The sequence below is a fragment of the Luminiphilus syltensis NOR5-1B genome, from assembly GCF_000158175.1.
Classification (GTDB): domain Bacteria; phylum Pseudomonadota; class Gammaproteobacteria; order Pseudomonadales; family Halieaceae; genus Luminiphilus; species Luminiphilus syltensis.
On the sequence record NZ_DS999411.1, the window covers coordinates 3,183,386 to 3,209,427 of the forward strand.

At 57.2% G+C, this 26,042-nt stretch carries 22 protein-coding genes; 5 read left to right on the top strand and 17 right to left on the bottom strand.

The features are described from left to right. Positions 1 to 5 precede the first annotated feature (5 nt). The 6 genes from NOR51B_RS14385 to NOR51B_RS14410 are packed head-to-tail and all read right to left on the bottom strand — an operon-like array spanning position 6 to position 6,812. Positions 6 to 515 (bottom strand): MaoC family dehydratase, encoded by a 510-nt coding sequence (locus NOR51B_RS14385; protein ID WP_009020786.1) that lies wholly within the window; start codon positions 513 to 515, stop codon positions 6 to 8. Further along, positions 508 to 1,359, bottom strand: coding sequence for an HpcH/HpaI aldolase/citrate lyase family protein (locus tag NOR51B_RS14390; protein ID WP_009019753.1), 852 nt, complete (start codon positions 1,357 to 1,359; stop codon positions 508 to 510). The genes NOR51B_RS14385 and NOR51B_RS14390 overlap by 8 nt, the downstream gene beginning before the upstream one ends. Next, positions 1,349 to 2,155 carry an alpha/beta fold hydrolase gene (locus NOR51B_RS14395; protein ID WP_009020936.1) on the bottom strand — a complete coding sequence of 269 codons (807 nt, stop codon included), beginning with the start codon at positions 2,153 to 2,155 and terminating at the stop codon, positions 1,349 to 1,351. Before NOR51B_RS14395 ends, NOR51B_RS14390 begins: the two co-directional genes overlap by 11 nt. Further along, complete coding sequence (locus NOR51B_RS14400; protein WP_230198482.1) at positions 2,142 to 2,813, bottom strand: isochorismatase family protein; 672 nt, start codon at positions 2,811 to 2,813, stop codon at positions 2,142 to 2,144. The genes NOR51B_RS14395 and NOR51B_RS14400 overlap by 14 nt, the downstream gene beginning before the upstream one ends. After that, entirely contained in the window at positions 2,814 to 4,739 is a 1,926-nt protein-coding gene (locus tag NOR51B_RS14405; RefSeq protein ID WP_009018917.1) for a hydantoinase B/oxoprolinase family protein, read from the bottom strand. 18 nt (positions 4,740 to 4,757) lie between these two features. Further along, the gene (locus NOR51B_RS14410) at positions 4,758 to 6,812 is read right to left on the bottom strand and encodes a hydantoinase/oxoprolinase family protein (RefSeq protein ID WP_040482173.1); all 2,055 of its coding nucleotides are present in this window, start codon (positions 6,810 to 6,812) and stop codon (positions 4,758 to 4,760) included. A 162-nt stretch (positions 6,813 to 6,974) separates the two neighbouring features. Here NOR51B_RS14410 and NOR51B_RS14415 point away from each other — a divergent pair, with 162 nt between their 5' ends. The 4 genes from NOR51B_RS14415 to NOR51B_RS14430 all read left to right on the top strand — a co-directional run bounded on the left by NOR51B_RS14415 (position 6,975) and on the right by NOR51B_RS14430 (position 11,486). Continuing rightward, complete coding sequence (locus NOR51B_RS14415; protein ID WP_040482174.1) at positions 6,975 to 7,718, top strand: GntR family transcriptional regulator; 744 nt, start codon at positions 6,975 to 6,977, stop codon at positions 7,716 to 7,718. A 29-nt stretch (positions 7,719 to 7,747) separates the two neighbouring features. Beyond that, positions 7,748 to 9,079, top strand: a complete 1,332-nt coding sequence (locus NOR51B_RS14420) for an amidase (RefSeq protein ID WP_009020450.1) — start codon at positions 7,748 to 7,750, stop codon at positions 9,077 to 9,079. A 77-nt stretch (positions 9,080 to 9,156) separates the two neighbouring features. Beyond that, entirely contained in the window at positions 9,157 to 10,305 is a 1,149-nt protein-coding gene (locus NOR51B_RS14425) for a CaiB/BaiF CoA transferase family protein (RefSeq protein ID WP_009020538.1), read from the top strand. Between the two features lie 47 nt (positions 10,306 to 10,352). Beyond that, positions 10,353 to 11,486, top strand: a complete 1,134-nt coding sequence (locus NOR51B_RS14430) for a CaiB/BaiF CoA transferase family protein (protein ID WP_009019019.1) — start codon at positions 10,353 to 10,355, stop codon at positions 11,484 to 11,486. Positions 11,487 to 11,595: 109 nt separating this feature from the next. Here NOR51B_RS14430 and NOR51B_RS14435 read toward each other — a convergent pair whose 3' ends face one another. Beyond that, entirely contained in the window at positions 11,596 to 12,795 is a 1,200-nt protein-coding gene (locus NOR51B_RS14435; protein WP_040482175.1) for a CaiB/BaiF CoA transferase family protein, read from the bottom strand. Positions 12,796 to 13,095: 300 nt separating this feature from the next. On the opposite strand from NOR51B_RS14435, the gene NOR51B_RS14440 reads away from it, so the two are divergent. Continuing rightward, positions 13,096 to 13,530 (top strand): cupin domain-containing protein, encoded by a 435-nt coding sequence (locus NOR51B_RS14440; protein WP_081443991.1) that lies wholly within the window; start codon positions 13,096 to 13,098, stop codon positions 13,528 to 13,530. A gap of 393 nt (positions 13,531 to 13,923) precedes the next feature. Here the strand turns inward: NOR51B_RS14440 and NOR51B_RS14445 are convergent, their stop codons facing one another. The 10 genes from NOR51B_RS14445 to NOR51B_RS14490 all read right to left on the bottom strand — a co-directional run bounded on the left by NOR51B_RS14445 (position 13,924) and on the right by NOR51B_RS14490 (position 26,034). Beyond that, on the bottom strand, positions 13,924 to 16,224 hold the full coding sequence (locus tag NOR51B_RS14445; protein WP_195891511.1) for a TonB-dependent receptor: 2,301 nt from the start codon (positions 16,222 to 16,224) through the stop codon (positions 13,924 to 13,926). A gap of 288 nt (positions 16,225 to 16,512) precedes the next feature. Beyond that, positions 16,513 to 16,935 carry a globin gene (locus NOR51B_RS14450; RefSeq protein ID WP_009021242.1) on the bottom strand — a complete coding sequence of 141 codons (423 nt, stop codon included), beginning with the start codon at positions 16,933 to 16,935 and terminating at the stop codon, positions 16,513 to 16,515. Between the two features lie 268 nt (positions 16,936 to 17,203). Further along, the gene (locus NOR51B_RS14455; protein WP_009019556.1) at positions 17,204 to 18,982 is read right to left on the bottom strand and encodes a sodium:solute symporter family protein; all 1,779 of its coding nucleotides are present in this window, start codon (positions 18,980 to 18,982) and stop codon (positions 17,204 to 17,206) included. Between the two features lie 66 nt (positions 18,983 to 19,048). Next, entirely contained in the window at positions 19,049 to 19,906 is an 858-nt protein-coding gene (locus tag NOR51B_RS14460) for a PA4780 family RIO1-like protein kinase (RefSeq protein ID WP_009019487.1), read from the bottom strand. A 168-nt stretch (positions 19,907 to 20,074) separates the two neighbouring features. Further along, positions 20,075 to 20,548, bottom strand: a complete 474-nt coding sequence (locus NOR51B_RS14465) for a DUF427 domain-containing protein (protein WP_040482692.1) — start codon at positions 20,546 to 20,548, stop codon at positions 20,075 to 20,077. Between the two features lie 155 nt (positions 20,549 to 20,703). Next, the gene (egtD, locus tag NOR51B_RS14470; RefSeq protein WP_230198483.1) at positions 20,704 to 21,690 is read right to left on the bottom strand and encodes an L-histidine N(alpha)-methyltransferase; all 987 of its coding nucleotides are present in this window, start codon (positions 21,688 to 21,690) and stop codon (positions 20,704 to 20,706) included. A gap of 8 nt (positions 21,691 to 21,698) precedes the next feature. Further along, positions 21,699 to 22,955 carry an ergothioneine biosynthesis protein EgtB gene (gene egtB, locus NOR51B_RS14475; protein WP_009019928.1) on the bottom strand — a complete coding sequence of 419 codons (1,257 nt, stop codon included), beginning with the start codon at positions 22,953 to 22,955 and terminating at the stop codon, positions 21,699 to 21,701. Further along, on the bottom strand, positions 22,955 to 23,782 hold the full coding sequence (locus NOR51B_RS14480; protein ID WP_009020024.1) for a PhzF family phenazine biosynthesis protein: 828 nt from the start codon (positions 23,780 to 23,782) through the stop codon (positions 22,955 to 22,957). Before NOR51B_RS14480 ends, egtB begins: the two co-directional genes overlap by 1 nt. Before the next feature lie 27 nt (positions 23,783 to 23,809). Continuing rightward, positions 23,810 to 25,294: an ABC transporter permease/substrate-binding protein gene (locus NOR51B_RS14485; RefSeq protein WP_009021064.1), complete on the bottom strand. Its 1,485-nt coding sequence runs from the start codon at positions 25,292 to 25,294 to the stop codon at positions 23,810 to 23,812. Beyond that, entirely contained in the window at positions 25,294 to 26,034 is a 741-nt protein-coding gene (locus tag NOR51B_RS14490) for an ATP-binding cassette domain-containing protein (RefSeq protein ID WP_009019992.1), read from the bottom strand. The genes NOR51B_RS14485 and NOR51B_RS14490 overlap by 1 nt, the downstream gene beginning before the upstream one ends. Positions 26,035 to 26,042 lie beyond the last annotated feature (8 nt).

A 26,042-nucleotide genomic window follows, 5' to 3' on the forward strand; every position in this document is an offset into this window, starting at 1 on the left:
GGTGCTTAGTCGTCCGCATTACCGAAGCCGCGTTTCCATACCAGTACACTGCGTTCAAAGGAGCACACCTCAACACCGTCCTGGTTTCGGCCGATACTTTTTACAGTGACAATGCCCTGCTCGGGGCGCTTCTTTGATTCGCGCGTTGCCAGTACTTCGCTTTCCGCATAGAGCGTGTCGCCGGGAAACAGGGGATGCGGCAACTTGATGTCACCCCAGCCGAGATTGGCGATGGCTTTCTGGCTGATATCGGAAACGCTCATCCCTACCACCAGGGCCACGGTGAATGGCGAACACACCAGCGGCTTACCAAACTCCGTATTTTTGGCGTACTCGTAGTCAAAGTGTGCCGGATGCGTATTCATCGTCAGCAAGGTAAACCAGACATTATCGGTGTCGGTAATGGTTCTCCCGGGGCGATGCTCGTAAACATCACCCACTTTAAAATCCTCCAGATAACGACCGAATGTCTCGCGGTAACGACCCTTCGATACTTCTACAACCCCATCACGCATTGCCTGCCCCTTCGTTTAATTTTAAAAGTGATTCCATTCGGCGGACGATCGGCTCATCCAGCATCACGCCCTGGTGCATGATGGCCCCCCCGCCCGCCTGGTGATACGCGGCCACTGCCTGGGCCGCACGCTCGAGCTCGGAAGCCGTCGGTTTGAGTGCGGTTTTGACAATCGCGGCCTGATTCGGGTGGATAAGCGCCTTGGCAGAAAACCCCAGCGACTTGACGCGCTGGGTCTCTTCTTCGAGACCCGTGTCATCCTTGATGTGGATATAGGGCACGTCGACGGCTCTGACGCCCGCTTCAACACACTGCATCACAAAACGACTGCGGGCGTGAAACAGGGGCTCCCAGGCGAGATCAACACCCATCTGACTGGAGAAGTCACCGCCTCCGAACATCACGTTGGCGACATTGGCGCTCTGACCGATAGCGACTACCGCAGAAAGCCCTTTCACCGTCTCTACAATCGGTACCACCGACACTGCTTTTCCATTGAAGGCGGCATTGAAGATGTCGAGCTCTACCGGACTTTCCACCATCGGCACCAGGACAATTCCCGGACTCGAATCGGTGCCAGAGAATGCGAGCAAATCCTGCAGACCCGCCCGCGTGCGCAAACCATTGATTCTGACCGCGGTACGAACCGTTGCATCGGTCGCTAAAAAATGAAGCACCCCCTCTCGGGCAGCGTCCTTTTCTGCCTCGGGTACTGCATCTTCAAGATCGATAGCCACGATATCCGCATCTGTGGCATGGGCCTTGGCGACCCGGTCCATACGACTACCGGGCACAAATAGCAGCGTCTGAAAGGCAAGGCTCAGCGCAGTAGCATCAGTGGGCATTCAGGAAACCCAGCAATTCGCTGCCGAAGCGTTGGCGCTGATCTTTTCCCGCGAGGACGTGTGCCGCATCCTCAAATTTCACACCCACCGCGTTCGGCAGTGCGTCTTCAATCGGCTGGGTCACACGAGGTCCTGTGACCACATCCATTTCCGCATGCAATACGAATGCGGGGACCGTTACCGATCTCAGGTCCTCAATAGCATCGTAATCAACGCTCGCCTCAATAAAGCGCCGGTGGGTATCGAGGTTTCCTTTAAGCTCTTTCCATGGCCCGTTTTCACCCAGCAATCGATCGATATTGGCATCGTAAAAATCGGGATCAAAGGACATCGCACAGGCAAAACGCTGGAAATCAGCCCAGCCCATTTTCTCGTGGATATCCAGAAACAACCTGAGATGTTCGCGCAGCATGGCATCGACTTTTGCCCAGGCGCCGGTATTGATCAGTGTTCTTGCCAGATCCGGTCGCCGGATCGCAATCTGCTGGCAGATGCAGGCGCCAATCCCCACCATGCCCAGCAGATGAACATTCTTCAGTCCCAGGTGGTCGAGGATGGCGATGGCATCTTCCGCGTAAAGGCCCATTGTCGCCGGTGTTTCCAGATTATCAGTCGACTCGGCGAGACCGCGGTAATCCATGATGATGACCTGATACTGATCGATCAGCCCGAAGGGCAGACCCCGTTCTTCACCATGACAGAAGGTGCCCCAACCGCCCAGACACAGAACAGGATCGCCTTCACCAATCACCTCGTAGTAAATCTGCGCGCCGTCCCTGGTTTCAAGCGTTGCCATTGGTCTGGTCCCCATACAATGTGTTGAGCGCGAGGCGCACCTGCTCACTGGGCATGACGTCGGCGTATCGTCGACTGACATCGCGCAGATTGGCGCGATGCGCCTCCAGTTCCTGATCACCGCAGCAGTCCTCGGGGACAATCACCCGATAACCGTGCGAAAAGGCGTCGACAATGGTTGCGCGAACACAGCCACTGGTCGTGGCACCGGTAATCAAAACGGTATCGACACCCTGCTTATTAAGAAACGTATTCAGTGGTGTTCCAAAAAACATGGAGGGTGCGCTTTTAATAAAATGGAAATCGGTTTTACCGGCAAGACGCGGATCCGTTTCAAGACTTTTATCCCCGTAAAACATATCGTTGTAAACAGCGCCGATCTTCCACCGCGCCATATCGCCCTCGCTGTGCCAACCGATCGAGCAACTGGCAACCGGAACCCCGAGTGGCCGCGCAAAATCAATAAGCTGCGCGGTCTGATCTACCGCGCTGCTGACATGTTCTGAACGCCCCATCGGATAGTCGGGGTCGGTGAAGGCCCGCTGAAAATCAACGACCAGAATCGCCGCGTGGGTCCCAAACCCCATGTCGCGGGCCGCGTAGGAAGCCGCGGCAAAGGCGTCGCCACCTGCTCCCGATGGATCCGATACTGACGACACTTAACCCGCAGCTCGAGCGCCGCTCGCCTGCTCACTCCCACGCTTTTGTTTTCGTGCCCATGCCGCAGCAATGGGTGCCTGAATGGGCGGTTTCGGCGGTTCAAAGCCCGTCTCTTCAAGACACTTTTCGCGTATCTCATCCAATGTGGCGCCAAAATCAAAGGGCTCGATCTCACCGCGTTCCTCGGTCATTTTGGCACGAAGCGCGTCGCTGGCAGACACATCGATAGTGCCGTCAGCCTTAACCACAACGCCGTAACGCCCTACCCCGTTTTCAGTGACCAGGCCCGACTCAAGATCGTAGGCGATGGCATCGTAAGGACGCTCAAGCGGGTCACCCCAGCCACCGCCGCCCCACGTTTCAAACACCAGCAGGTCGCCGGGCTCAACCGCCACGTTATCGATCTTGGAGGGTAAGGTCTCGCGGCTGCCGTCGGTACGAATCAGTGTCTTCGTACTGCGGACGCCGGGTAGTCCACCTTTGACACCCCATGGGTAGGTGAACCAACGGTCATCGTGAATCGACACCTTGCCTTCGACCAGAAACGCGTACTCGGTCTTTACACCATTGCCACCGCGATGAAGGCCGGGGCCTCCCGTGTCCGGGATCGATTCGAAGCGCTCAACGCGAATCGGAAAGTACGCTTCGGTGTATTCATTGGGCACATTGCGCATCTTCGGCCACAGCGAATGCCCATCGGGCCCATCACCGCCCGGTTTACCCGGGATACCGCCAAAGCCAATCTGGAACATCAGGAACCAGTCGTCGCGCTCGTTGAAACCGGAGAACATCATATGGGGGCTGTCGGAGAAACCCGCCGCCACCAAAAAGTCTGAATTTGCCGTGCCGAACAGGCCGCTGATAATGTCAAAAATTCGGCCGAGGGCGTGGGTTCGACCATTGAGCGCCGCCGGTGCCACCGGATTGAGCAGGCTGCCTTTGGGTATGCGCACATCAATCAGATCGATGTAGCCGTCGTTGAGAACAATCTGCGGATCAAACACGTTCACCATGAACTGACCACAGAACATCTTGAACATTCGATCGTTGAGCAAAAAGTTGACGCAACCGGCTGACTGGGGATCGGTTCGCGCAAAATCAAAAATCAGTTGATCGCCTTCACGCCACATTTCACAACCAATTTTATAAGGTCCGTAGCCCAGGGCGTCGTCGCAGATATAGTCCTCGAAAACAACTTTTTCCTCGGGCATGGTCGCCACAATCAGTTCACGCATGGCTTCCCGATTGCGCGCAAGCAACAACTTCTGAGCGGAGACAAGAACCTCAGGGCCAAAACGGTCGGCCATTTCAACCAGACGCGCGGCACCCGTGCGGCAGGCCGAAAGAATCGCGTAGAAGTCAGCTTCATTCCAGTCGGGGGTGCGTGAGTTTCTCACCGCCATGCGCACGATATCCTGCTGCAGCTCGCCTTTTGAAACGACCTTGACCGGCGGAATGACAATGCCCTCCTGAAGAAGATCGGTGGAGGTAACCGGCATCGATGCCGCGGTCGAACCCGAGATATCACTCATGTGGCCAAACATCGCCGTCCAACCCAGCAGGCGACCGTTGTAGAAGACGGGGGTGCATACCAGCCAATCGTTGAGGTGGCTGATTGCACCGTCACAGGCGTAGGGATCATTGGTAAGCAGGACATCCCCTTCCTGAACGTCGCCATCGTAGTTATCGATAAACCCATCGACCGGAGATCCGAACTGACCGGCGAGCATCTGCCCATCGCGGTCGGTCAATACCGGAAAACCATCCCGCTGTTCGCGAATAATTGTCGATATCGCCGTGCGGAAAAGAATGGCATCCATCTGCACCCTTGCGTTCTGGATGGCATTTTCAATAACGTCCAAAGTGACGGCATCAACCTCGACTTCGTCCCAGGGCGTTGTGTTCTTTTCAATTAGCGTCGCCATTTCTGCTCTCCCTTCCGCTCAGGAATTATCGCGGATCAATAGATTACCCACCGAGTCCACCGTGGCATGGCTGCCCGGAAGAATCACTGTGGTGGAATCGAGTTCGGTGACGATCGCGGGCCCTTCGATGCGATCCCCTGCAAGTAGCTTGGCCCGGTCATAGATCGTACCCGGATGGTGTTCGCCTTCAGAATAGATCTGGGTGTCGGCAATGGCCGCTCGGGTGATATCGCCATCGCCGTCTTCGAGACTCAGCTCGACGGCCTCGGCCCCCGGCCCCAGCACGATCACGCGCAGGTTCACAATCTCCTTGGCTTTCGCCAGGCGGAAATTGAACATCTGCTCGTGGAGCTCATCAAAGCGACCCACCGCCTGCTCGATACCATGTTTCGCAAAGTCCTCGGGGCTTAGGGTGACGGTGATGTCCGCCGATTGCCCGGCGTAACGCAAATCCACCTGAAAACGCACTTCCTGCTTATCCCGCGGAACGCCCTCGGAATCGAGCGACGCACAGGCGCGCGCCGTAAGCTCATCAAACGCCTCACTCAGCTCTTCCTTGCTCGTTTCATCAACGAGTTTGATCAAGCTGCGTGCCGCCTCATCCCGAAGATTGGTGGTCGCATCTCCCGCCGCACAAAGCACCCCGGGGCCACGCGGCACGATGACCGGCCACGCACCGAGCAGTCGGCCCAGCGCGTTTGCATGCAGAGGTCCCGCACCGCCAAAGGCCATTAACGCAAAATTTCGGGGGTCGTGGCCCTGCTCCACCGACACCAGCCGCAGCGCGCCGAACATATTCTCGTTAACGATACGAATAACACCTTCGGCGGCCTCCTCGATCGACATGGACAGTGGCTCGCTGATTTTCGTCAGCGCTTTCTCCGCCAGATCCTTGCGGATCTCCATATCACCGCCGAGCCGCGCATCTGAAGGCAGGTGACCCAGGACCACGTTGGCGTCGGTCACGGTCGGATCCTCGCCTCCTTTGGCGTAAGCCGCAGGGCCGGGCACAGCACCGGCTGAGCTCGGGCCCACCCGCAGCGCCTTGGTGAGATCGGGCACGTAAGCAATCGAGCCGCCGCCGGCACCGACCGTGCGAACGTCCACCGACGATGCCCGGACGACGACATCATGGACCACCGTCTCGCGCCTTACCTGGGCTTCGCCCCCCTCAATGAGGCAGACATCGGTTGAGGTTCCCCCCATATCAAAGGTAATAATGTTTTCGAAGCCCGACTGGCGAGCGACCCAGTTCGCACCCGCAACACCACCGGCCGGGCCCGACATGAGCAGATTGACCGGGTATTCACCGGCGGTCTGCGCGGCAGCGAGACCACCATCGGAGCGAAGAATCGACAGACTCAAAGCCCCTGTTCGCTCTTCCAATCCTTTTTTCAAATTGGTGAGGTAGCGCGAAACCACCGGCTTGACAAAGGCGTTCGCCACACTGGTGATCGCCCGTTCATATTCCTGAACTTCCGGGAGAGTCCGCGAGGACACCGAGATCGATACGTCGGGCATCATTTCCCGGACAATCTCCTCGACCCGATCCTCGTGCTCGCTGTTCACATAGCTGTTGAGCAGACAAATCGTCACTGACTGGATATCGCTGGCCTTAAGCTTGGCCACCTCGCGCCGAACCCCGTCTTCATCGAGGGGCCTGACCACCGCGCCGTCGGCACCGATTCGCCCGCCCACCTCGACCGTGTCGCGGAGTTCGGCCATAGGCTTGCCTTTGACAAAGTTAATCCAACCGGACAACGCCCCCGGAACAAAGCCCCGGGCAAGATGCAGAATCTGTCGGAAGCCATCGGTGACAATCAAGCCCACCCGGGCACCATTTCCGGTGAGTACGGCATTGGTCGCCACAGTAGTGCCGTGCATCACTGCACGAATCGAAGTGGGGTCAATATCGTTTTGCTGGCAGACTTTTTCGATGCCGTTGATCACCGCAATCGAGGGATCTTCAGGGGTAGAGGGCACTTTGGCCGTAAGGGGCTGCCCACCGGCATCGTCCAACATAAATACGTCCGTAAACGTACCCCCGACATCAACTCCTACGCTGTACGCCATTGTGACACTCCCGAAGCATTGCGGTGTTGTGGAAACAGAGTTGGGCAGAGTAGTCAGGGAGCGAATTGCTTGTCAATTCATATTCGAACAAATTCGGATATAGGTGTGATATAACCCTCGGGTCGGATCCGAGCATCCCACCACTGCCATTAAGGGTGACCCGTGTCGAATAAAGTGCAGACCGCCGAATCCAATCAGGAACAGCTCTATCGGTTGTTCCGGTCACAGATTGCCGATGGGACGTGGGCTGTGGGTGGAATGCTTCCCACCGAAAAGCAGCTGTGCACCACCCTGGGCACGAGCCGCTACGCCCTGCGCGAGGCCATGGCGCGGCTGGAGACCGATGGACTGATCAAGCGTAGACGGGGGTCGGGCTCAACGGTGTTGCGACGCCTCCCGCTTGCCATGTCACGCTCGGGGGTGGCTTCCCGTGAAGATCTGCTGAATTACGCCTCCTCCACATCCATGCAATGGAGTCCGGGACAGCTCATCAGCACCGACGGCAAGTTGGCGCGACTCCTGGGCTGCGACGAAGGGCGCCAATGGCATCATATGAATGGACTGCGTCTCGATGAGGAAAACGATCCTCTCGCGCTGGTCAACGTTTACGTCGACACCGAGCGGGCCTCACTGCCCGAGCCGGGTGCGCTCGGCAGAAAGCCGATATACCAATGGCTGGAAGCCGAGCGCGGACTCAAATCTGAGGCCGTATCCCAGGACATTCGCGCCTCGCGACTGACCGCCAAGCAAGCCGAGATACTGCACGACGTCGCCGACATGCCGGTAATCGAGGTCATCAGACGCTACTTTGACGCCGAGGGTGGGATTTTTCTCATCTCGCAAAGCGTGTATCGCTCCCGGGACTTTGTCCTCAACCACCTGTTCCACCTGGGCAGCGAATCCTGAATTTCGATTACCCGAGGGGCCATTAATTCATGTCTGCAACGCACACGAACCATCAGCAGCCGGGTGATGCTACACAGCGAGCCATCGAACACATCAACCCGCTCATCAATGCAGTGATACACCCCGAAATACAGGCGCCCGGGAATAGCTCAAAGCCAACCCGGACCGTGCTGATCAAAGACTGTATGCATGTCGCTGGAATGCCGACCACCTATGGCTCTCAGATTTTCAGCAACAATACCGCGGAAACCGGCGATGCCACCGTCGTCGGTCGACTGCGGCAGCACAACGTGACCTTTGCCGGTAAAGCCCACCTCACCGAGTTCTGCTTTGGCGCCACGGGTCAGAATGAATGTTATGGCAATTGTAAGAACCCCTGGGACACCGACCGCATCACCGGCGGGTCGAGCAGCGGCTCCGCCGCCGCCGTGGCGAGCGGCATGGTGCGAATGGCCCTGGGCACCGATACCGGCGGCTCGGTTCGCGTACCCGCCTCCCTCTGCGGCGTGGTAGGACTGCGACCGACCATGGGTCGCGTGCCCAACACCGGCTGTCTTGATGTGAGCACCATCAGCGATACCATTGGCCCTCTGGCGGCGTCGGTTACCGAGGCCGCCTGGCTGTTCGATGCCATCCACGGCTACGATGCTGCCGACCCCAACTCAATCGCGACCGGCGATGCAAGCCTGCCCACCCTGGAACAGGGGGTAGAGGGTATAGCCGTCGGCCGACTCGGCGGTTATTTTTCCGAGAATATTGAATACGACATCGAAAGCCGGCTTGACGAGGTGGCCCGTTTACTCGAATCCCAGGGCGCGCGACTCATTGATACGCCTCCCGAGAACGACACTGCGATCAGGGAACACCATGCCTTCCGTTTCATTCTTGCAGACGTGGCGGACGCCCGCAGCGATTTAATGCGGGATACCCGGCTCCGCGAGTGTCTTGGGGCTGAAGTTCGGCGCCGCATCGAGCTCGGCCAGGCCGTCTCTGGCGTTGAGTACGCCGCAAGCATACGCTCGCTGCTGGGGCTGCGACGATGGCTGCGAAACCTCTTTTCCGGTGGCACCGACCTCCTGCTTCTGCCAACCACACCCATGACCGCACCGCTGTGGCGCGACTCCGCCGACATGGTAGAAACCACGCGAAAGGTCGCCGGTCTCACCTACGATCTCGGCGCCACAGGCATACCCTCGGTATCGGTACCCATGGGGCTTGATCGCAACGGTCTGCCCATGGGCGCGATGCTCGCCGCGAGCTGGGGAAACGAGGCCCTGCTCCTGCGCGCCGCCCGTGCAGTGGAGCGAGGCCTTTCGCTTGACGATAGACCATCGGTATTTGCGGGGACGAGCGCCAATTAATTCGAATCTATGAGTAGATATGTCCTATTCTTTGTAGCACACTCGTTGCTCCGCTGATCACCCCAAAAGGACTCGATATGACCAAAAAACCCCTCGAAGGCCTGCGGGTCATCAGCTTCGAACAATTCGGTGCAGCCCCCTACGCCTCCATGTTTCTCGCCGACTTCGGTGCAGAGATCATCAAAGTGGAGAGCGCCCAGGGCGATTACGCACGACAAACCGGCCCCCAGACACTCGGTGACGGCGACAGCCTTTACTACCAGTGCTTCAATCTCAACAAGAAAAGCCTGGTGCTCAACCTCAAGGACGCGGATGACCGCCAGTTGTTCGAAACCATGGTCAGCGACTGCGATGCCGTCATCAACAACCTGCGGGGCAGTCTTCCCGCCAAGCTCGGCATTGACTACCCTTCACTAAAATCCATTAAGCCCGCCATCGTCTGCGGCCATATCTCCGCCTACGGGCGCGACACCTCTCGAGCCGACTGGCCGGGCTATGATTTCCTGATGCAGGCGGAGGCGGGGATCATGTCGGTCACCGGTGATCCGGATGCCGAACCGACACGAATCGGTCTCTCTATGATCGATTATATGACGGGCATGATGCTCGCCTACGGCGTTACCAGCGCGGTGCTCTCGGCGGGGAAAACCGGAGAGGGAATGGACATCGACGCCGCGCTATTTGATACCGCAGTGCATCAGCTCGCCTATCAGGGCACCTGGTATCTGAACGAGGGCATTGTTACGCCCAAGCTAGCCCGGGCCGCCCACCCCTCCTCAACGCCGGTGCAGCTGTATAAAACCGCGGACGGCTGGATTTATATTTGCTGCATGAACCAGAATTTCTGGGAACTCCTGCTGACCCTGATCGATCGCAGCGATCTCGGTGAAGACCCGCGCTTCGCCACCATGGCCGCGCGCACCGGCAACCGCGATGCCCTCGGAGAGGTACTCGATGGGATCTTCAGTACACAAGCCTCCACCGACTGGATGCAGATTCTCAAGGGCAAAATCCCCGCCGCACCGGTATTGCCCCTCGATGAGGCGGTCGATAACCCCTTTCTTGAAGAGATCGAGATGATTAATCGTATCGATCATTCTTCAGGGCGCGAGCTTCGCATGTTCTCAAACCCGATCAAAATCGACGGCAAGCGCCCGGAACAGCAAGCAGCGCCGGCGCTCGATGAGCACGGTGACGCGCTGCGCGAAAAGTACCGCTCCTCATAAGCGATGGGCTCGCAACGACCCACCCGTAACGAACAGGACCCACAACAATGAAACTAGAAGGCGTCAAGGTCATCGACCTCAGCATGTTCCTACCGGGCCCGGTAGTGACCCAAATTATGGCGGACCACGGCGCCAGGGTAATCCGTATCGAGCCGCCCGGTGGCGAGCCGAGTCGCGGGTTTGGCCCTTTCGATGAATCGGGCGAGTCGATCTGGTATCGCAATACCCACCGGGGCAAGCGCAGCCTGGAGCTCGATCTGAAAACCCCCGAGGATAGAGCGACCTTGATAGCGCTCGCCAAAGAAGCCGATGTGTTTATCGAGGGCTTTCGCGCCGGTGTGGTCAAAAAACTGGGGGTCGACGCCGAGACCCTGTGCGGATTGAACCCGCGATTGATTTACTGCTCGCTGTCGGCCTTTGGCCAGACCGGTCCGCTGTCGGTCAAGGCGAGTCACGACATGGGCGCACAGGCGTTCACCGGCTTTCTGGCGCTCAATGATAACGGCGATGAAAAGCCTGTCGTGCCCGGTATGCCCTCCGCCGACATGGCGTCGGCGCTAACCGGTCTCAATGCGATCCTCATGGCCTTGTTTCGCCGTGAAACAACGGGCAAGGGCGATATCATAGACGCCAATATGTACGATTCATTGATGGCGTGGACGGCGCACCTGTCGGGCCCCGTATTTGACCAGCGGATCCCACCGACTACGCGCACCCACCGCTCTATTGGGGGGTCGGCGTTTTACAATATTTACGAGACCGCAGACGGCCGCCATATCGCCCTCACCGGTCGCGAACTCAAGTTTGCCGGAGCGCTTCTCAAGGCTCTGGGACGCGAGGAACTGTTTGAATTCGCCAAACAGGATCCGGGCCCTGATCAGCAGCAGCTGATTGCCGAAATGCAGGCTATTTTCAAGCAACGGAATTTTGAAGAGTGGCGAGAATTCCTCGCCGACGTCGAAGTCAGCTGGGCACCCATACTGAATATGGCAGAAGCCTTCGACCATCCCCATGCCCGCGCGCGGGAAATGCTGTTTGATGACGGGACCGGGACCGAGCTACCGGGGACACCCGTGAAGTTTGAAAACGAACCCGGCCAGGTACGAACCCGCGCCCCCAAACTCAATGAGTTTGCTGACTCCGTAGCCAGCACCGGCTGGGATTTTGATATCAGCGAATAAATGAGCCCCGATGCGACGGCGTCGGGGGCTTTAGTTCTTCTGACGCCAGCCCGACCCATGACCGCCGAGACTCCCCCGACGGTCACCCTGTCGCGCTTGCACGGCGTGGCTAGACGATGAAGCCGTCGCTGCGCAGCGCTTCGATTTTCTCGGCACTGTAGCCCAGTACATCGGTCAGAACGCTGTCGGTGTCCTGGCCCAGCAGCGGCGCGGGGGAGAAGGATTCCTCATCGGTGCGTGAGAGCTTGATGGGATTACCCGGACCACGTGTGCTGTTGCCATTGGGGTGCTTAAGATCCACCACCATGTTGCGCGACAGTACCTGCTCGTCGCTCAGGGCTTCGCTGAACTGATTGACCTTGGCACAGGGGATACGCTTCGCTTCGAGTTGGGTGATCCAGTAATCCGACGTATTGGTCGCCAGTAACTCATTGAGCTTGGCTTCGATAATAGCCTTGTCCTCCAGTCGCCCCGGCTGGGTCTTGTACTTTTCGATGCGGAAAGGCTCGTAATCGATAACCTCAAGCAGGTTGTCCCAGAAGCTGTCAAAAATCACGGCGATGATGATATGGCCGTCCGACGTGCGATAGCTGTTGTAGGGCACGTGCACAAAATGGGCGTTCCCGATCGGGTGAGGATCCTCACCGGAGAGGAAGTACATGGTCGCCATGTAGTTGAGCATCGAGATCTGACAGTCGAGCATGGAGATATCGACGTGCTGGCCTTCGCCGCTGCGGTCCCGCTCAACCAGCGCCGAGAGAATACCCATGGCGCCGAACATTCCACCACCGAGATCACCGATGGGAATACCGGCCCGGGTCGGATTATCCGAATCGGTTCCGGTAATCGACATACCACCGCCCAGGGCCTGAACCACCTGGTCAAACGCCGGGCGCTGGAAATTGGGGCCTGCTGAGCCAAAACCACTGATCGAGCAGGTGATAATGCGCGGGTTCATCGCTTTGAGAAAGTCGTAGCTGATCTTCAGCTTTGCCGCGACGCCGGCGCTGAAGTTCTCGATCACCACATCGGCGTTACGGACCAGATCGTAAAAGATCTCAAGGCCCTCCTCGCTTTTCAGATCCAGCGAGACACTCTGCTTGTTGCGGTTGAGCGTGATGTAGTAGGCGCCCTGACCATCGAGTGAATTATTGGGGTCGGTGGCCAACAGCTTGCGCGTCCCCTCCCCCTTCAAGGGTTCAACCTTGATGGTTTCCGCGCCAAGATCAGCGAGAATCATCGCACCATAAGGGCCCGACAGCATATGGGTGAGGTCAAGTATGCGGATTCCCGCAAGTGGCTTGTTCATGGTTCTCTCCATTCGTAGAGCAGGCGTATGGCCGCCCTTTCTAATCGGTTAGGCTCATCGGTTGGCGGTCGGTGACTGAAGTGCGCGAATCTCGATCAGCATTCCGGGCCAGCGCTTGTCGGGCATTACCGATGTCAACGGGCTAATAATCAAGGGGGACGCAATTGTCCCAGCAACCGGACTGTGGTGATATACGAAACAACCGCATTCGCTGGATCCATGGGTCGGCGAGATCGAAATGCGATCCAGCTGATGTCGCTTACTCGGCCGCGGCCCCAATCACCTGGGAGGTGACAAGAAATGCCCAAACCTTATTTAAGATCCGCAAGCGATCAACCCGGGGCACTCAATGTGGGCGGCATCAAAATCACCGTCCTGGCCTCAACGCAGGAGACCGGCAGCTATGAGATGTTTCACGGCGCAGGTGCTGAAGGAAAGGGGCCCGGGCCCCACCACCACCCCTGGGATGAATCCCTGTTGGTGACCCAGGGCGAGGTGCGCGTCGGTGTCGCCAGCGAGGAAATCGTCGCGACACCCGGAAGCTTTATCCATATCCCCGCCGGCACCCCTCACTGGTTTACCTGCTCCGATGGTGCCGAATTCATCACCACCACGTCTGCAGGTAATGCAGCAGCCATGTTCACCGACTTCGATCAAAAGGTGAACTGGGACAGTCCTGATCGCGATGCACTGGTCGCATTGGCGGCGCAACACCAGCAGATCATTCTCGGTTGATACCCGCAAATGTGGTGAGGGGTGCCAACTGCATGGCGATTTCGCTGTGACTGGCATGTCAGCGCAAGCAAACCGGCGTCGAGCGACCCTCAGTGATCGGTGCAAGTTCGGTGGACAAACTCCCGTGAGTGGCACTCGCGTGAGGCGAGGTCGCCGGCGGCCTATGAGCGTCGACGAGCGACTGTGACAGCACGCTTACCTTACCGACGCGACGCGAGCAGCTCAAAGGGCTCCTGACTGTCTCACCGCCTTCAAGACAGAGGGTGGGGTCGTCAGCCGATGCTCCAGAGCAATGATTGAAGTACCGCGCACGTCGTGATCCCGCTAACCCGCAATGAGCGAAAAAAAAGGGCGCTGAATCAGCGCCCTTCGGGTTCGTGCGTGATGCCGGGGTCAGAAACGGTAGCGCGCTTCCAGACCCACCGTTCGCGGACGGTTGGTGACAATGCGCGGACGCCCTGGCATCTCTGCCGCGATCGAGCGGTTGTCGGCGAGATTAGCACGCTCATCCGCCGCGTTATCGACGAATAGTGTGAGATCCCAGGTCTCGTTCATCAGACCCGCACGGAGGTTAATCGCCTCCCACGCTTCACGATCGACAACAGTACCGTTGTTGAAGCTGGTACTCTCGCCGTAGTAGTTACCATCGGCACGCAAGCGCGCATCCCAGCTATCAAATGCGGGGAACACGTACTCGACCGAGCCGGTACCGGTCCAATCGGGAATACCGTGGAGCTCATCACCCTTAAGGTACCCTGGAAAACCATCCCCGGCCGCGTCAGCCACTTCGGTTTCGGTATAGCCAAAGCCGAGTTGAATCGTCAACCCTTCAATCGGCGCCGCTGACATTTCCACCTCAAAGCCGGTGCTTTCAACGTCACCAATATTGGCATCAACCTGGAAACCGCAGGCGAGTCGCTGTACCTGTAGCGAGTCTTGCCAATCGATAAAGAATACCGCGGCATTGAGAGATACCCGGTTGTTGGCGAGTTTGGATTTGATACCCGCTTCATAGCTCCAAAGCTCGTCAGAATCGTAGGTCCGCAGATCGTCAGGGTTCAGGCCAACCGCGTCGAGCTCATCACCACATAAGGTGGGCGACAACTGTCCGTTGACACCACCGATCCGGAAGCCCTTGCCCGCACTGGCATAAACATTCAGATCATCGGTGACATCGAAAGCCGCCATGACCTTCGGGTTGAAGCCGCTTTCGCTCTGGCTACCGGAAAATTCACTGGGGCCACCGTTGGCAAAACCATCCGAGATCGATTCGAAATCGACCGTAGTATCGTACCAGCGCCCGCCGGCGGTGAGCGACAGACGATCAGTCACGTCAAACGTCACCTCACCGAATATCGCCAGCTCCTCAACATCCTCGGGCTGGTTGGTGATGAAGATAAGATCGTCGGGCACAATGTCCGCCGGCGCGCCAATGGCGTCATTCAGCGCCTGATTGGCTCCCGGCTGGAATGCAGGCGGATAGCCTCGGACGAACTGGTTATCGGCGTAGAAAATGCCGGCAGTGAAATTCCAGCGGCCGTCAAAGCTACTGGTAAAACGCGTCTCGTGAGAGACGTTTTCATACTCGGAGGTTGTAGACAACACCGATTCAATGGGAGTGATCGGCACCCCTACTGCGGCACCGTAGATGAAGTCGAGGAAGGTATGCTCTTCTTCGAACTCCTCGGTGTCGCGCTCGTAGTAAGCGGTGGTCGAGGTGATATCGCCGGCGTCCAGCGACCAGTTAACGACCACACTGGCAATCCACCATTCATCTTCACCGGGTTCTTCAGAATCAAAGAACCGGGGGGTCTCCATATTTTCCGGATCGACATCGGCGAAGGGCAGGCCGTCGGCTTCGATCTTCTGGTACATAAATTTAGGGGTGATCGACAGATCTTCGGTCACCATCCACTTCATGAAGACCTGTCCGCCCCAGTACTTTTCATCGTCAACATTTTCATTGTCATCAAATGCCGGGGTGGTACCGGTGACTTCCTCTCCCGTTTGATAGTTGGTCCAGGTCGGGTCGTAGACGCGATCATAGACACCGGAGATTGAGCCGTAATAACCCGCCACGCGCAGACCCAACTTATCCTGTATCAGCGGGATATTCAGGCTGCCGTCAGCGGCGTAATTCTGGTCGCCGTCAGCCACCGAAGACGCCGTGGTGTGGAAGGAGCCATAGGTTTCATCAAGGCTGGGCTGCTGGGTAATCAGGCGGATTGTTCCCCCCATCGAGCGGGCGCCATAGAGTGATCCCTGGGGCCCGCGCAACACTTCGATGCGCTGAAGATCCAAAACCCGCGGCTGCAGCGCGGAAGTAATGGGGACGTCGTCGATATAAAAGCCCGTAGTGGCAGCGGATGATTTGTCACCACTGCCAAAGACGCCACGCAGTGCGGGGGAGTTGGCGTCGAAACGACCATCCGCCTGAAAAGCAGTAGCGAGGTTCGGGATACGAACTGCAAAATCGAGGTAGCTGTCTATGCCCATGTTCTCGATCTCGCGCTCGGAGATCGCGGTCACGGACATGCCGATTTCCTGCAATGTTTCAGTCCGCTTGCTGGCGGTCACAATAACCTCCTCAAGCCCGGTAAATTCCTGGGCCAGCGCAGAGCCCGATACAAGGGCGGCCGCACAGGCCAGAGCCAGCGGCGTACGATTCGAAGAGTGGCGAAGTGGCTTTTTCATGGTGAGTATCCTTTTTGGATTTTCTATTTGTTTCTGTGCACGCAAGCGCGCCGAGCTGTAAAACACAGCCATGCGATATTTTGCGCCACTTTTACGATGAAATAACCTGATTTTTATAGGAAAAATTATCGATTTGGCTCAAAAACCACCGCTTTCTCTACTTTTTTGTATCAGATTGCACTGCTGCCGGTCAGTAGCGCTTTCAGCGCCGACATCAATCGCGAAAAACCACCTATCCAGAGTGCGAGATACAACAAACACGACCTGAAAGCGCCGACAGCTTTTCCCTCAATTCGCCTCGTAACCGTACTGCAGGTAGGCAATCCCCGGCGCCAAAGTGAGCCGCCAGGCCAACTCTACGTCATCACTCCAATCGGGATCCGTCTCGGCGACGGTGGCCAGCAAGGCATCGAGCCAGAGCCCATATAACTCAGGACGAATATCGTGCCCTTTGCGGGCATGCACTGTCGCCAGGCGGGACATCTGTGGTGACAGACGCCGCTGGCGGTTGAAATCAACCAAAGTTTGCAATGAGTCGTGCAGCATCGTCATCTGGCGCGACATATCGGTGTTACGGAAACGATCGGCTATCTCGGTGGAGCTCGCGAGGAATCGATCATAAAAGCCCGCGATTAGCGGCTCATTATAGGCACCAGCACCCAAAACCCGTTCGTAACTTGCGGAAAAAATCTCATCAAAGCTTTGCTGCATAACCGGTCCCGAGTTGTTCCCTTACGCATTTCTTCTGGCATCTTCGACGGGCCTGGAGCACCGCGCTTTAATGAGCAAGCAACCCCGAATCATCACCCGGAAATTTACCACGCTTTGGTCTGCCGTGAAGCAGTGATTTTCATTGGTCTTTGGGTAAACCACGCCTTCGCGACATGAACAACGCCGCCACGAAAGGCAACCGCTCGGGGTCAGAATTGTGGCACCCCGACGTTCCCCTCCAGACATCACCCGATCATGGTCATCAGGGTTACGCACGCTCTTTCGAGGAACCCGAGTTCGCCGCCATCTGCACGATGCGCTTGTTGCGCGGCGTGTTCGGATTATAGCGATCCCAGATAATCTTCATCGCCATCAAAGCCAGGGGTATATGCAGCATAGCTACCGTGACACTGATGAGCGCTTCGCCGGTATCCCAATTCACCGATCCGTCAGCGGAGATTTCGCCGGTCGCGATCTGATACGGGATGACATAATAGTGCAGCAACAAAAAGGGCATTGTCACGCCATATGCGATCAGCCCCAGCGGTGCCAGCAGCGTGGTGCGAAGCTTACCCAGGTCGATATCCGAGGCCGGTGGCCGATGCAGGCGCAATTGATAAACGCGCTCCTCGCGAGTCACTCGAGTAAACGCCGACACCACAACAATCACCACCAGACTGGCGACAGTGCCGATCACTGGTGGGTAGTACTCGGGCATGGAGTACCAACCCAGGTAGTCCACGGTGGCCGGGATAACATTCATAAAGAACCCCGAGACCATGCCCCAGAGCGCGGCTTGCTTGGTAATACGACGACTCCAGACACTCATCATGCCTACAGGCCCCCAGCTCGAGGCAAACACCGTTCCGATAAACAGCATGAACCAGAAAATATTCGGCGGGAAAAAATAGCAGCACACCAGCACCAGTACACTGGTCGCCAAAATGATTTTTCGGGTAGCGTTGACCGTCAGCGCCAGCGGTCTTGGCCCCATATCATTACCGATACTAAAGCCCACCAGGGATAAAAACGTAGACGCCGAGGACAGCGCTGCAGCGACGATACCCGTAAGTAATACTGCGCCCAGCATTTCGGGTACCAGTGACTGCGCCGCCCAGATGATCACGGTTTCCGAGGGCGTAATCGACGGATTAGCCAGGTTGATAAAGCCACCAATGGCGTAGACCAGCATCTGAAGAACAATGACACAAAAGGTGGCAAAAATAGCTGCGCGCAGGACCACATGTTCATCCCGCGCCATCAGGTGTCGGCTGGCCTGCCAGGGTCCCACGGCGTAAACAAAGGCCCATGCCGCATCCACCACCACCGCCCAGATCACATAATCGAGCGCGGTCGGCCAGCTGGTGCCCTCACCAATAATTCCCGTCCAGGAGGCTATGCCTTCTTTACCCTCCACCCGGGTAAGATCACTAACCGCCGCCGATACACCGCCAAAATCATCAACAATATAGACAACGAAGACAATGGTGGCCCCCATGAAAAGGAGGAACATGAGGGTATCGGTAATGATCACGCCTCTGGAGCCGGAATACATCGTAAACACGGTATAGCCCAACCAGGCGACCCCCAGGCTGGCGGCGAAAGAAATACCGGTGATATCGGCAAGCAGCAGTGCTGCCCCCTGGGTCACAATCAGCAGGTAACCCCCCAACCCCAGAATAATGGTGAACCCGGCGAACTGTTGCAGTGCCCGGCTCTGAAAACGCCGGCCAAAATAATCGGCTACGGTAGGGGCGCGGCTTCGCCGCAGGTAAACACCAAAGAAAAGCGCACCAATCAGATACCCGGTGACCGCGATACCCGGAAATAATAAATAGGCACCCAACTGCCCGTCGTAGGTGAACGCGGCCTCGCCCATGAAAATCGCGGTACTCATGACACTCGCGACCAGGGTGCCGAGAATCAACAGGGTTGGTGCGCGCCTGCCTGCTACGAAATAGTCATCGAGCTTTTTTACGCCTCGCCCCGCGTAGCTCCCCACAACAAGGTAAACCAGCAGGCTGATACCGATGGTGATGGTCAGCATATTCACTATTCGCCCCCCCTATCTACGGCAAATCTGACGTGTGAGCCGAAAGAAAAGCCCATCGCATCATTCGTCCTGCTCATCGGCACGCAGGCGCTCCAGCCGCTCTTCCTCCTCCTCCAGAGCGGCCTTGATCTCAAGCATGACTGCGTCAACATCGGCGTCAGCGGCGTCGGGGACAAATGAGCCGGTCAGCGCATAGTCGGGATGAAGATCGCCATCTTCAAAAACACTCCACATCTCTTCGGCATCGTATCGACCGCTCAAATCCGGAGCGAATAGTGCGTAGTAGTCGGTCACCGTTTTCACATCCCGCTTGAGCATGGCCTGCGCATTGTTATTCGATGCAGCATCCACCGCCTGCGGCAGATCGATAATGACCGGCCCATCCTCATCAACGAGTATATTGAATTCGGACAAGTCTCCGTGTATCAAACCCGCGCAGAGCATACGCATCACGTATTGCATCATCATGGCATGGTCTTCACGGGCCTGCTCTGCGGACATGGTCACCTCGCTCAGCCTCGGCGCGACGTCACCGGCTTCATCGGTAACCAGCTCCATAATCAATACACCATCGGTACAGCCGAAGGGCTCGGGCACGCGCACATCGGCACGAGCCAGTCGATACAATGCATCGACCTCCGCGTTGTGCCAGGTTTCCTCCTGCTGTTGTCGACCAAACCGCGACCCCTTCTCCATCGCTCGGGCGCGACGACTGTTTCGCACTTTACGACCTTCGGTGTACTGGGCCGCCTTTTTAAAGCTTCGGCTACGGGCCTCTTTGTAGACCTTGGCGCAGCGCAGCACGCCACCGCAGCGGACTACGAATACATCGGCTTCTTTTCCGCTCATCAGCGGATGGATTACCTCGTCGATCAAGCCGTCCTCAAGCAGCGGTTGTAAACGTTTGGGAGCCTTCAAACTGGGTAAACCTCAATGTCAGATTGATGAATTTTGGAATGACGCGGGTTGCCTTTAGTAATCACAACAGACAAATGCGTCATAACACGATGATACGCTGCACGAAAAGCTGATGGCTGCCTGGACACCATTCACGCGAAATTGCCCCGAAACCCCAAACGAATGAACCTACCATCCCCGGGTGCCCGGCGCACCTTTGAACGGTCCAACGAGATTGCTGGTAATCCAACCGCCGTAAAAGTCACCCGCCTGGGCCGCGACTTGCTCGCCGTCAACGAAACATGTATCTACCCGCGACGCGTAAAAACTTAAATACCCCCTTATCGGCGCAAACGACTCCGAGGGATCGTTGTACATCCACGCGGCATTGGCCACAACGCGGCCATCCGTGTGCAGATCGAAATAGCTCGCCTGCCCTTTCCATTCGCAAAATGAACGGTGGGAGTTCTTCTCCAGTCGCGAAAAATCAATGGACTCTGGAGGAAAGTAGTAGGTGGGTGGATGCGATGTTTCCAGTGTGCGATACCCCGCCGTCGTCTGTGCCAATACCTCGCCGTCCTGCTTAATCATAAGCGTGCCGTCAAAAGGCTCACAAATCGCCGGTCGAGGGAAATCCCATACATTTTCTGTGCGCATTACCATTCTGAAATTCCTCAAAAAAACGGTTCGCTGATGCCAGTGATCGGTATTCGAAAGCTCGGGTGAGCGCGAATCAAGGGACTTGCCGCCGCAGACAAGATTCACTATCTGGTTCTGCGGACGCCGATCGACAGGTGCGAATAGATAACTGCACACCGTTATTGATGCAGTGGCTCCAAATAATGAAGAGCAAAAAGTCCGTCATGATCGAGCCACGTCTCCCGGCGTTGCAGTCCCGCGCGCGCCGCAAGATCAGAGAAATCCTCAACGGAATACTTGTAAGAGCTCTCGGTATGAATGCTTTCACCGGCCTCAAAGTGGAACGGCAGACCGTCAATACAGACCGACTGCGTTTGCTCACTGACCAAATGCATTTCAATCCGACGCAGGCGTTCATTGTAAAAAGCCCGGTGAGCGAAACGGTCCGGATCAAAGTCCGAACCCACCAGATCATTGACGCGTCTGAGAATATTGAGATTGAACTCAGCGGTCACGCCCTGAGCATCGTTGTACGCTGATTCCAGGCGCCCGGTCGACTTATGCAGATCCACGCCGATTAGTGCACCGCCGTCAGCACCGACAAGATCTCTTGCCTCCGAAAGAAACTCAATCGCATGGTCCGGATCCAGGTTGCCAATCGTCGAGCCTGGATAAAAAAGCACACGACGACCAACCGGAAGGTGATCTTCAAACGAGCGGAAATCGCGAAAATCAGCGCATAGTGCGGTGACCTCAAGCCAGGGAAAGTCCTCACCCACACCCCTGGCGGCGGCAAATAAAAAATCCGCCGATATATCCAGGGGGACAAAAGCCGAAGGACGCAGTGCATCCAAAAGCAACCGCGCCTTCGCACAATTTCCCGCGCCCGGCTCAATGAACACGCTGCCGAGGCCGCAGCGCTGGGCGATAGCCTCGCGCTGGGAGGTAAGAATACTGACCTCGGCTCTGGTGGGATAATACTCGGGTAACCGGGTAATCCTCTCGAAAATGGCCGACCCTTCAGCATCATAAAACCACTTGGGATCCAGGGTTTTTTGCTCACGTTGGAGACCCGCCACGATTTCACTGCGGCAGTCACCGAACGCCGGGTGAGCATCGAAAAAATGGACGTTGGCAGCTTGGGGCATGGGTTGTCGACTATTCACAGGGCCTCTTAGGCAATATCTCTGGCTAAACGCAGTCCAGAAAACTGCCATCGGTCGTTGGGATAAAAGAAATTTCGGTAACTGGGGCGCAGATGATCCGGGCTGGTGACGCAGGACCCGCCCCTCAGCACCCATTGGTTACTCATGAACTTCCCGTTGTACTCGCCGATCGCACCCTCTGCAGCACTGAAGCCCGGATAGGGGACATAGGCACTGCGGGTCCACTGCCAGCAGGCATCGAATAACTGCTGTAAGTCTGCGACATCGGGGGCTGCGCTACCGGGATGCAGTAATGGCGCATTTTTTTCAGGAAGCAGAGTGCCACTCGCCGCCGACTCCCATTCCTGCTCGGTAGGCAGCCTGGCACCCGCCCATCGGGCGTAGGCCTCCGCTTCGTAGCCGCTCACATGGGTCACCGGCTGGTGGGCGGATCGCGGCTTCAGACCATGAAGCGTGTATTCGTGGTCGCCACGCCAGTACAACGGTGCAGACCAGCGCTCCTGCTGCAGTGTATTCCAGCCATCCGCCAGCCATAACTCGGGGCGCTGGTAACCACCGTCATCAATAAACTGCTGGAATTCACCGTTGGTAACGAGTCGACTGGCCAACTCAAAGGGCTGCAGATAAACCGGGTGTCGAGGCTGCTCGTTATCAAAACAGAAGTCGGGACCCTCGTGACCGATTGAGGAAAGCCCACCCGGAAATGAAAGCCAGCGCAGCGGTGATTCGATGTCCGACGTGTCGGCATCAGTCTCGGATGGAGAAAAAACGGGGTGTAACGGATTGATCGATAAGGAGTATTTGATATCCGTAAAAAACAGCTCCTGATGCTGGCATTCGTGTTCGATGCCGAGGCGCATACGGTCCGTGATGACTTCGCGCTGCGGATGGCCGTCGTCACTCATTAACCGCTCAATGGCAGCATCGACATGGGAACGGTAAGCGACAACCTCCTCAAGTGCGGGTCGAGAGAGAAGACCTCGCTTCGGGCGGGGAAACTGCTCACCGATTCCGTTGTAGTAGGAATTGAACAACATTTCATACAACGGATCTTTGCGCTCGTAGCCCTCTAGAAATGGCACCAGGAGAAAGGTCTCAAAAAACCAGGTCGTGTGGGCCAGATGCCACTTGGGTGGGCTGGTAAAGGGCTCTGCCTGTAGCCCATAGTCCTCGGTAGATAACGGACGACAATGGGAGAGCGAATCCTCCCGGACCGCCTTAAAACGCGCGATAAGGTCTGAGACCGCTGACAACCTCTGATTCATTACCTGCTATCCGTCTCTTGCACGTGGCCTCCCACCCAGACCGTATCACCGTCGACTTCCGCATACAGTACGCCACCCTCTGGTGAACACTGCAGCGCTGTCAGCGTAGCTACAGGGTAGCGTTCGCAGACGGCCGCTGCCAGTAATCGCATCGCCGATCCAGTGGCGATATCTTCCGGGGAACCGTACTGGGGTGCAAAATAACGAAATCGGTAATCGGGCCCATCTGGGCCGTCCGGGAGGTCACGAGCAAATACCAGGAGCGCACGATCGGTAAGCGCTGTCAGCGCGGCACCGGGTGGGGCCATGGCAATCAGCTCGCCGATCTCACCCACCTCAACCAGAAGGTAGCCCGAGGCTGCGCCCACCTGAGCGCTATACAACGGTTTACCCGGTACTATTTGCTGGAGATCATCCGAAAGCTCGGCCGGGATGATTTCGGGGCGTGAAAAACCGAGCCAGTATCGGGTGCCATCCGCACGAAAAGGAATCTCCACAGAGCCCATCAACAAATGGCCAGAACCTTTCCACCGGGAACCCCAGAAGGCAGCGCTGCAGAGCAAACCGTGGCCACAGCACTCAATCGCCACACCTGTCGATGAGTAACATCGCACCTCAGCGAGGTTGTCAGACAGTAAACGGCTGATGCAACGGGTAGTACTCCCCGGCGCCATTCGCACCGGTGCCCGGGCATCGGTGACGGCCAGCACGCACGGGTTACCCTGCGCTAGAAGAGCTCCGACACCGGTAAATGCCAGATAGCGGCGAAAGCCGGCGGGGATATCCGCCTCTGTCGCCGCATCTGATGGCGTTAATTCATCAGACATGGCACGCGTACATTTGAATCAAAGTCATTAGTCGCGCAAACCGGGCTGCAGATGCGCCGGAATCAGACGGCGTTCAATACTCTCAAAAAGAAGCTCGGCCGCCATCGCGAGACACGCCGCCGGTATCGCACCCTCGAGAATCAACGTCGTATTATTCAGGTTTAACCCGGCGATTATCGGCTCTCCCAAGCCTCCGGCACCGACAAACGCAGCGAGCGTTGCGGTACCAATACTCACCACCACCGCGGTCTTCATCCCCGCCAGAATCATCGGCATGGCCAGTGGGACCTCAATCAGCCGCAGGCGCTGCCGATGGGTAAGCCCCATACCATCGGCCACCTCAATCAACAGCGGATCGACACTGAACAAGCCGGCGAGCGTATTGCGGATCAATGGCAGCAGGGAATATAGGAACAAGGCAATAATCGCCGGGATCTGACCAAGACCGACCAGGGGTATCAGTAAGGCGAGCAGCGCGAGGGAGGGGATCGTCTGGATAAGACCCGCCAGATAAATCAGACCCCGGGAGATACGCTCAAAACGGGCCAGAACCAGCGCCAATGGTATAGCCACAACACACGCCAACACAAAGGCGATCAGTGTCAGCTTCAGATGCGTCATCGTGGTGCCCAGAACGCGTGCAAGACGGCTCTCGGCTGCGCCCTCCTCCATTGCTACCAGACCCAATTCAGCCAGTGCCGATTGCGCCACCGCCGCCGGCGTCTCGCCGAGAATGGAAACGCGATGATTCAACGACCGCATCCGCTGTGCATCCAGCACTCCGGACAGCTCCTGAAGATGCCTGACTGCACTTTCGGAAAGGTCTTCTCTGACCAGTAAAACAGCCGCGTACTCGGGGAAGAATCCGCGGTCATCTTCCAGGACCACAAGGCCGCGTTCCACCAACTCACCGTCGGTGGTATAGGCCTCGGTCAAATCCGCACTGCCGCTGGCGAGCGCATCGTAGGCAAGGGCATGCTCAATCCCGGCGGCCTGTTGTTGCAGCCCATAATAACGGCGTAATGACGACCAACCATCGTTTCTGCGCAGGAACTCATGGGAGAACACACCGCGTAAATCCGGGTGCCGCGCCAGATCACTAATCGTTGAAATACTCAGTTCCTGCGCGAGTGTTTCCGGAATCGCGAGGGCGTAGCTATTACTGAAGCCCAGGTTGACGGCAATACGCAGTCCGCGGGCATTAAGCGCCTCGATCAGCGCCGCGCCAGTGAGCTCGGGCTGGCCAAGTACCGCCTGAGCCAGCGTACCGGTGTAATCGGGATAGACATCGATTTCTCCGGTACCCAACGCGGTAAAGGTCACCAGCGTCCCGCCCAACCCCTGCTGATGTTCGGCTTCTACGCCGCGCGCTGACAGCAGCTGTGTGACCATCTCACCCAACAGGTAACTTTCGACGAAGGTTTTCGATGCCACGCGGATACCGTCGGCGAACGCCACTGATGTCTGGGCAATCGCCAGGACCAGCACGCAAACCCTGAATATCGCCTGCATCACGATGACGCTCCCGACAGTAGATCAGCAAGAAACTGATCAGGGTCATCCTGCATAGCGTCTGTTGAGAACTCATCGCGTGAGAGCGCGAGAAGTATTTTACCCGACGACATGACCAGCAAATAATCCGCCAGACGCAGTGCTTCGCGCATGTCGTGGGTCACCAGGATCACCGTCGTGGGCTCGGCGGCGTGCAGCGCCAGTAATTGCTGATGGATATCCCTTCGCGTGATGGGGTCTATTGCGGCGAAGGGCTCATCGAGCAATAAGGCGGCGGGCTCAAGCATCATCGCGCGACACAATCCGACGCGCTGCTGCTGTCCGCCGCTCAACTGACTGGGAAAGCGCTCCAGTAAGTCATCGGTCACGTGACACAACCGCATTAGTTTTTTCAGGCGCAGCTCGAGCCTTGCTACAGGCCAGCCGGCGACTCGGGCGAGTAGCACCATATTCTCTTTCGCCGTCAGGTGCGGGAATAAGCCATTACCCTGTACCGCGTATCCGATTCGTCGCCGCAAGGTCACCAGTTGTGTGTAATCGACTGTGTCGCCAAAGCAGCGCACCTCACCCGAGTCAGGCTTTTCCAGTCCGTTGCATAATCTCAGCAGCGTTGATTTTCCGCAGCCGCTGGGTCCGACGATCGCGCTAATCCCATTGCGTGGGAATTCCACAGAAATGCCGTCGAGCACCCTCTGGCCACCAAATGATTTGACGACAGTATCGAGACCAATATCAGTCATAGCGGCAT